The sequence below is a fragment of the Coleofasciculus sp. F4-SAH-05 genome (genome assembly GCF_040222985.1).
Taxonomy (GTDB): Bacteria; Cyanobacteriota; Cyanobacteriia; order Cyanobacteriales; family Coleofasciculaceae; genus Coleofasciculus; species Coleofasciculus chthonoplastes.
In genome coordinates this window covers 1-7,278 of sequence record NZ_JAVKBY010000119.1, presented here as the reverse complement: position 1 = coordinate 7,278, position 7,278 = coordinate 1, and the positions used below count along the sequence as shown (strand labels likewise).

6 protein-coding genes and 1 tRNA gene are annotated in these 7,278 nt (G+C 47.2%); 6 read left to right on the top strand and 1 reads right to left on the bottom strand.

Annotated elements, in window-relative coordinates:
- Nucleotides 1–254: 254 nt before the first annotated feature.
- Nucleotides 255–542, top strand: a complete 288-nt coding sequence (locus tag RIG27_RS14355; protein ID WP_446346158.1) for a hypothetical protein — start codon at nucleotides 255–257, stop codon at nucleotides 540–542.
- A 46-nt stretch (nucleotides 543–588) separates the two neighbouring features.
- On the opposite strand, the gene RIG27_RS14350 is transcribed toward RIG27_RS14355, so the two are convergent.
- A complete protein-coding gene (locus RIG27_RS14350; protein ID WP_446346160.1) occupies nucleotides 589–3,441 on the bottom strand; it encodes a CBS domain-containing protein in 2,853 nt (950 codons plus the stop codon).
- A 521-nt stretch (nucleotides 3,442–3,962) separates the two neighbouring features.
- On the opposite strand from RIG27_RS14350, the gene psbZ reads away from it, so the two are divergent.
- The 5 genes from psbZ (at nucleotide 3,963) to RIG27_RS14325 (ending at nucleotide 6,995) form a co-directional block, all read left to right on the top strand.
- Nucleotides 3,963–4,154 (top strand): photosystem II reaction center protein PsbZ, encoded by a 192-nt coding sequence (gene psbZ, locus RIG27_RS14345; protein WP_446341174.1) that lies wholly within the window; start codon nucleotides 3,963–3,965, stop codon nucleotides 4,152–4,154.
- 83 nt (nucleotides 4,155–4,237) lie between these two features.
- Nucleotides 4,238–4,840: a 6,7-dimethyl-8-ribityllumazine synthase gene (gene ribH, locus RIG27_RS14340; RefSeq protein ID WP_446346155.1), complete on the top strand. Its 603-nt coding sequence runs from the start codon at nucleotides 4,238–4,240 to the stop codon at nucleotides 4,838–4,840.
- Nucleotides 4,841–4,979: 139 nt separating this feature from the next.
- Nucleotides 4,980–5,051 (top strand) — tRNA-Gly (locus RIG27_RS14335).
- Nucleotides 5,052–5,312: 261 nt separating this feature from the next.
- Complete coding sequence (locus RIG27_RS14330) at nucleotides 5,313–5,723, top strand: hypothetical protein (protein WP_446341172.1); 411 nt, start codon at nucleotides 5,313–5,315, stop codon at nucleotides 5,721–5,723.
- Between the two features lie 9 nt (nucleotides 5,724–5,732).
- Complete coding sequence (locus tag RIG27_RS14325) at nucleotides 5,733–6,995, top strand: glutamate-5-semialdehyde dehydrogenase (protein ID WP_446341182.1); 1,263 nt, start codon at nucleotides 5,733–5,735, stop codon at nucleotides 6,993–6,995.
- The last annotated feature ends 283 nt before the right edge of the window (nucleotides 6,996–7,278 follow it).

The window sequence follows — 7,278 nt, the reverse complement described above, 5'->3', positions numbered from 1 at the left end:
GTCATTCGTCATTCGTCATTCGTCATTCGTCATTCGTCATTCGTCATTCGTCATTCGTCATTCGTCATTCGTCATTCGTCATTCGTCATTCGTCATTCGTCATTCGTCATTCGTCATTCGTCATTCGTCATTCGTCCTTTGTAAGAGTTTGAGGCTTGTTTACATAACTTAATATAGTTGAGTTTATTTCCACCAACCTACTTAGCACAATAATTATAGCGTTTCGCGCTGGTGTAGTGACACCATAGATATGGATGCTTGAGCAGGAGGCTTTTAGATCGCTTGGTGTTGGAAGTTCTCAGTGTAAGGATGCAGGTGGGGGAGAATTTATTATTCGGGGGCGGCGGATTAAAACCCTACTGGAAACACGGGTTGAGCGCCCTCTCAATCGTTGGATTTTTGAGCATTATCCCGATTTTAACGCTTTAGCCGAAAGGCAGTTTATTGTGGGTCTAGAGGACAAGGGTTTGCCAGTCATAGAACTTCCCCTTGCCTCACAATCTTTACCTGGATGGCTCAATAACTCAATCCTGAAGTCGTGATCAGTCGAACTTATGCAGTTTGCGACTTGGTAAAATACATTGGTCATCAAGTTTGACGAGTCCGTGGATAATGTTTGGTTAAAAACATTTTGGCATCTGCCTCATTTTGAATCACGCTATCCAAAGTTGCGGCTAACAGGGCATCTAATATCTCTTTATAGTGTGGTCCTGGCTTATACTCCAAACCTTTGAGATCATTGCCATTAAGAGGAGCTTGCACGGTTGCCAAGTTTGTGAAATAGTGCCACAACTTGCGCCGAATTGCTCTAGAACTGTGTACGGCAATCAAAACCAATGTGGGTAATTTATACTGACGTAGCAGCAATACGACTTCACTGGGATGCTGACATTGGGGTAGAGACTCCACCACTTCGGTTTGGGCTTGTCCTAGATGCTGAAGTCGCTCAATACTATCATTAGGCAGTTGTAAATTTTCTGCCACTTTGCCACGTTCTTGAGGCTCTAAATGGGCGATTAACACCTCTAGACGCATCTGCCAATGTTTTAGGGTTTGCTGCGGATCAAAGCGTCGTAACCAACGGTCAATTAGACGGACACGCCACCATAACAATGGGTCAAGCTTTAAGCTGGGATGAAGACAGCGTAATGCTCCGAGTGAGCCGATGAGTTGTAATGCCCGTTGCCAATAGGGGGCTTCTAGGATGTACTTTAACTCAGCTTTTAATCGGGTTTCCAGAGCAGGCGCTCGCGTATTTGCTCTTAGCGATCGCTCATAAACGCCACTCTCTAACGCATACTGGATATAGTCTTGGGTTTGTGATTCCAGTTCAAAGTCCAAACGCACGGCAAATCGCACCGCTCGGTAAATGCGAGTCGGATCTTCGATAAAACTATTAGCGTGCAAAACTCGAATTTGACGCGATCGCAAATCCAACATCCCGCCAAAAAAATCCAGTAGGGGCAACGCTTCACCTCGCCTCCCCGTCAGTCGGGCTGCCATGGCGTTAATGGTAAAGTCTCGCCGATAGAGATCCTGGCGAATAGAACTGGCTTCCACTTCCGGATTCGCCGCCGGATAAGGATAAAACTCAGTCCGAGCCGTGGCAATATCAATCCACAAAGAATCCAGCACCGAGTCATTATGCCACAACAATGCTGCCGTTTGAAACGCCCCATGCACATCTAAGCGAGCATTCGGATACCGTTCTCGTAAGGCTTTTGCCAAGGTTACTCCTGCGCCCACATCAGCCGCCCGATGAAACCCATCAACCACCAAATCCACGTCTTTTAGGAGCAAAGGTTGGCTCTCATCCGCCAGCAATAAGTCACGAACGGCTCCCCCCACTAAATAGAGATGCCAACCCCGTTCCTGGGCTTCCTGGGCGGCTTGAGTGAGCAATTGCCACAGGGCAGGAGCCAGACGTTCCCGCATATTCAACAGACGGGATGAGGGATAGGTCATCTGGATTGGGCAAGTCTCTCCCCAGCGCTCTTGATCTTGGCGCAATTGTCGCAGGACATCGGTACGAGTGACAATCCCGACTAACTGCCCATTCTCTAACACGGGTAAGCGTCCAATATCGTAAGTCACCATCAGCGACTCAATTTCTGGCAGTGAGGTTTGGGAGGTAATAGTTTTCAGGTTTCGGGTCATATATCCTTTAACTGGGGCATGACCTAAACCGTGATGCAGTGCCAGATCAATATCTCGCCGTGAAATAATCCCAATTAATTGATCCTGTTCATCGACAACAGAAAGTCCAGAATGCCCATAACGCAGCAAAATCCGCTGTGCTTCTTCAACGGTGGTATCGGGGCGAATGGTTCGCACCGGAGATGACATTAACTCCAGGGCGCTCAGGGGTTGGGGAATTTGCTCCTTGAATTGAGCAACGAGTTGGGGTAGAACCTCTGGGGGATTTTCATGGCGTAGGGTGACGGCGGCGGCTTGAGAATGTCCACCTCCACCTAGGGGTTGTAAGAGCGCATTCAAATTAGTGCCAGGAATCCGCGATCGCCCGATTATCGTCAGGCGGGATGATTTTGAGTGTTGATGGTTGGATTCACTCACATCTTCTAGAGGTTTCACTGGAACATCTCCCCCAGCTTCCCCAGCTTCCCCAGCTCCCCCAGCTCCCCCAGCTTCCCCAGCTCCCCCAGCTTCCCCAGCTCCCCCAGCTCCCCCAGCTCCCCCATATTCTGCTGCTAGCAATAGGGCGTCACTTTCCGTCAAATCCACTAATCGTGAGGCTAAACTTGAGAGTCCCGGTACATAGTTGGGAGTCTTCAGAAAAACCCAGGACAGGGTATACCCTTGGTAGGGTTGAGATTTTAACTGGTCTAAGGCTGTGGTGAGCAGTTGTTGCAACTGGGGCGAAAGTCCGGGATCAACATAGTCGGCAATCTGACGTATATTTGCTCCTTGTGTCATTAACCAAGCCAGAGCCATGGCATCCCGTGGGGTGGTTTGGTCAAAGGTTAAAGAACCTGTATCTACATGGATACCGAGTGCCATCACTGTGGCTTCGGCTGTGGTTAATTGGATTGAGGTTTGTTGTAATTGCTCAACGATGAGCGTTGTGGTGGCACCCACGGATTCAACCTGTCGGAACGTGGCAGGAATATCACTATGAGTGTCGCCGTGATGGTCGTAAAGTTCAATGGCAGTAAGATGAGGCAAGTCGAACCATTGAGCGGCTTTCCCCAAGCGATCGCGCTTTTGGGTATCCACCACGACGAGGGAATGAATTTGGTCTACTTTAACCGAACGTCGTTCAATCAAAGCATACTCATCTCGATGCAGTGCCAAAAAATCCCGAACCGCCGGGTGAGCGCCCCCTGTTAGGACAAGTTTCGCTCCTGTTTTCAGGCGCGTCAGTCCGACGGCTGCTCCTAGGGCATCAAAGTCGCTAATTGTGTGACACAGGATTAAGTCCATGGTTTGTCCTTTGTTATTCGTCATTTGTCATTTGTCTGTCTTCTCACTCCTACCTTGTGCCATTTGCCTTGTTGTTGATTTTCAGTTTTTTCAAAAAAACGGGTCAATTTTTGGTAGCTTACCGGAAGATTGAGTCTAAAGCCCCGTCCTTCTAGGACGACTTTATATTAGACTTAACTTGGAGGAAAGGGTATTCAACCTCTTTTAAAACCCTTAGCCGAAAGGCATTTGTACCTTGAAAACTAGGCTTAGAGGATTCTGTACAGAACAGCTTGTACAGGTAAAAGGTTTAAGCAACAAGCACGCTTGAAACCTAAGATTTTGTTTTCTCTAGTACGGTAGGGCATACCGGAACTAGCTCTTGAAATGGGGCAAACGCTTCAGGAGAGATGCTCCTAGGCTGTTTGATAGGTAACTATCTCTCAGTAAGAGCGCTCGGTGAATGAAGAATCCTCATGCCTTTTAGGCTGAGGAGTGTCAAAATCAGAAGGATTTAACGTTTTGAAAGGCACAAACAGGAAATGTCTATCTTATTTCAAATATCACTGGCAGCTTTGGTCATTTTGTCATTCGTCATGGTGGTGGGTGTCCCTGTCGCCTATGCTACCCCCCAAAACTGGGAGCAATCCAAAAATTTGATTTGGCTAGGTTCAGGGCTTTGGCTGGCTCTGGTTATTGTGGTTGGCGTCCTGAACTATTTTGTGGTAGCCTGACTGTCTCCCCGCCTGAATCATTCAATTCAGACGGGGCTTCTACCACGAACAGATGCTCATGACGCAAGAGGGGAAAGACAGCCATGGCAGTTTTTGAGGGGAATTTTACATCAGCCAGCTCCCTGCGCTTGGCGATTATTATCGGTCGATTTAATGACCTAGTCACAGAGAAGCTATTAGCCGGGTGTCAAGATTGCCTAAAACGCCACGGTGTCGATCCCAATCCTCATGGCTCCCAAGTTGATTATATCTGGGTGCCAGGTAGTTTTGAAGTCCCTCTCATGGCTCGTCAAGCTGCCCTTAGCCATCGCTATGATGCGGTGATTTGCTTGGGCGCTGTCATTCGCGGTCAAACCCCCCATTTTGATTATGTGGCGGCTGAAGTCTCTAAGGGCATTGCCGCCGCTAGCTTTCAAACTGGAATTCCTGTAGTCTTTGGAATTCTAACGGCTGATACGATGCAGCAAGCCTTAGAACGAGCAGGAATCAAGAGCAATAAGGGTTGGGAATATGCCATGAGTGCCTTAGAAATGGCGAGTTTAATGCAGCAGTTTAAGGGGCAAAATGGCTCAACCTCTTATAATGCTTATGATCCAGCAGGAACTACTCAGTCCTTGCCTGTTTCATCGGGGCGGTCTCTTCCTTCAGAGTCAGCTTCTGAATACAATGAGTCTGCGAATTCATGAGCCACTGAGAATCGTGTAATCATGTAGAGACATGCCCTGGCATGTCTCGGAGCAAGGGAGTTATGGAAAATAACGAATAAGTTGACAAACCTGGATTATTCTGAGAGACTATAAAAAGCAAAAAAGAGAAAAATTAAGTGCGGGTATAGCTCAGTGGTAGAGCGTCACCTTGCCAAGGTGAATGTCGCGCGTTCGAATCGCGTTACCCGCTTAACTAAAAAGCGAAGCTGTTGGAGCTTTGTTTGTTGAGTATAGTTTGTTGCATATAACTTGTCGATGCCCAATCAAAAATTGGTGAAGGGTTCCGGTTATCGGAAAGGAAAGCGCTAATATTAGAGCATGGGCGTCTCCAAGAAAATCTCTGTTGGGAATTTGTGGGGATAAATTCAAGCTATAGTGATTTACTATGCAAGTTGATCGTGCAATCAGGAACACTCAATCATCAACGTAATCTTGGTTTTGAATAGCGCTTGTGCCACCTCAGAAAACTCAAAAGATAGATTTAAGTAAGGAATATCCCTGCCCTTGTCGGCGGCGGGGGTGTTTAGTGCCGATTACCCTGACGGAAGCCTTTGGCTGTAATCGCTGTCAGCAAATTTTCGTTCTTGAAGAAAATGGGCTTATAATCGAGCAATTATCGACGACTTATCCATACAAAAAAACGTGGCGTTGGACAGGTCATCGCTGGGTGAGTACCCAGGGGAATCTTGGGGAAAGCTACTTACCTGTAGCCCTCTTGATCGTGCTGGTTTTATTGATTGTCTGGTTACCCCTAGCGCTGCAATCTCCAACCGGTCCTTCTATAATTCTTTGGGCATTACTGGCAGTGATTTTAGCCGTGTTGCCAGCGCTTATGGTGTGGTTAGCTTATCGGCGTTCGTAAATGATGGATATGGAAGCCTCTGATCCTACGCCTCAGTCCAACCGTGTGATTGCCAGAGCATATCGGGCATCTGTGGTGTTGGCAACCACAAAAGGAGTTGAACGATCGCGCGGCGTTCAAGCGATGGTAAAAGCCCTGCAAAATGCGTTTGATGATATCTTGGATGCCAATACCATGGACTTGGAAGCCAGTCGCGAAATGGCAGTTCCTGACTTGGTATTAGATTGGCTGAAGCTAACGCCAGAACGACTCCAGATTGCGATTGGGATTTTGCAGCGGATTGGGGAATTATCTGATCCGATTCGTCGGGTGATGAATGCGTCTTATCAACTTGACCATTCTCAAACCTATTGTCAAATGATGCCGTTGGGCGTGATTGCTTTAATTTATGAGGCGTTCCCTGAGTTAGGTGCGATCGCGGCGGGTTTTTGTATTAAAACGGGAAATAGTCTGATATTAAAAGGAAGTAGCGAAGCCAGTCAATCCAATCAAGTGATTGCCCAAGCGTTACAGAACGCCTTGGACGACGCGGGTTTACCCTCAGGTTGTTTGGAATTGTTCCCTTCAGAACAGGGGGCTTCTATGCGAGATTTAGTCACACGGGATGACTATTTAAACTTGGTGATTCCTTATGGACGCCCAACGCTAGTGCAGCAAGTCTTGCAACAAGCAACGGTACCCGTTTTAAGATCAGCGATGGGAAACTGCTATCTCTACTGGTCCGCATCAGGAACTTGGGATGGGGTGCGATCGATTATTTTAGACAGCCACGTCAGTATCCCTGATCCAGTGAATGCGATTGAAAAAGTCTTGATCCATCGCAATCAAAAGCCATCCTCGTTAATGAATCTCTGTAAGAGTTTAAGTGACAAAGGATTTAAACTAAAAGCGGATGCCGAATTAGTGGCAAAATTCCCGGAACAGCTAACGCTAGCATCGGAATCCGAATGGAGTCAACCTTACTTAGATAAGGTGGTAGCTTTTAAATTAGTCGATAGCAGCGAAGATGCGATCGCGTGGATTAATCAATACAGTAGCCGCCATGCTGACTGCTTAGTTACTGAGTCTTATCTGGAAAGTCGCCAATTTTCCCTAAAAGTGGATAGTGCTTCGGTGTATCTCAATTCCTCACCACGATTTTCCCGCAACCCCAAACGTGGGGACTCGGTGTTTCTGGGGATGTCTAATCAAAAAGGGTATCGTCGCGGGATGATTACGTTGGAGACGTTAACCACACTGAAACAGGTGGTTCAGGGGAATGGGCAGTTTTAGTTATTTGTCATTGGTCATTGGTCATTGGTCATTGGTCATTGGTCATTGGTCATTTGTCATACTCGCTTCGCTAGAAGCAAGTTACTGGCATGGTACACCTTAATTGGTGGATTAGAATTGTAGGGGCGCAAGGCTTGCGCCCGGTTTAAACTGAAGTTCCCCCCGTCCAGATGTACTACAGGGGACTGAACTCCTACTGCATAAGCATTTTAGCAATTTAGCCCCCTCAAATCGTACCCATGTATATTTAAGATTTTCTTAATATTCTTAGGAGAGAATCTGT

Bases quoted from the DNA above. Each gene is read 5' to 3' on its own strand.
- psbZ (WP_446341174.1), top strand. From the start codon at position 3,963: ATGTCTATCTTATTTCAAATATCACTGGCAGCTTTGGTCATTTTGTCA.
- RIG27_RS14355 (WP_446346158.1), top strand. From the start codon at position 255: ATGCTTGAGCAGGAGGCTTTTAGATCGCTTGGTGTTGGAAGTTCTCAG.
- RIG27_RS14325 (WP_446341182.1), top strand. From the start codon at position 5,733: ATGGAAGCCTCTGATCCTACGCCTCAGTCCAACCGTGTGATTGCCAGA.
- RIG27_RS14350 (WP_446346160.1), bottom strand. From the start codon at position 3,441: ATGGACTTAATCCTGTGTCACACAATTAGCGACTTTGATGCCCTAGGA.
- ribH (WP_446346155.1), top strand. From the start codon at position 4,238: ATGGCAGTTTTTGAGGGGAATTTTACATCAGCCAGCTCCCTGCGCTTG.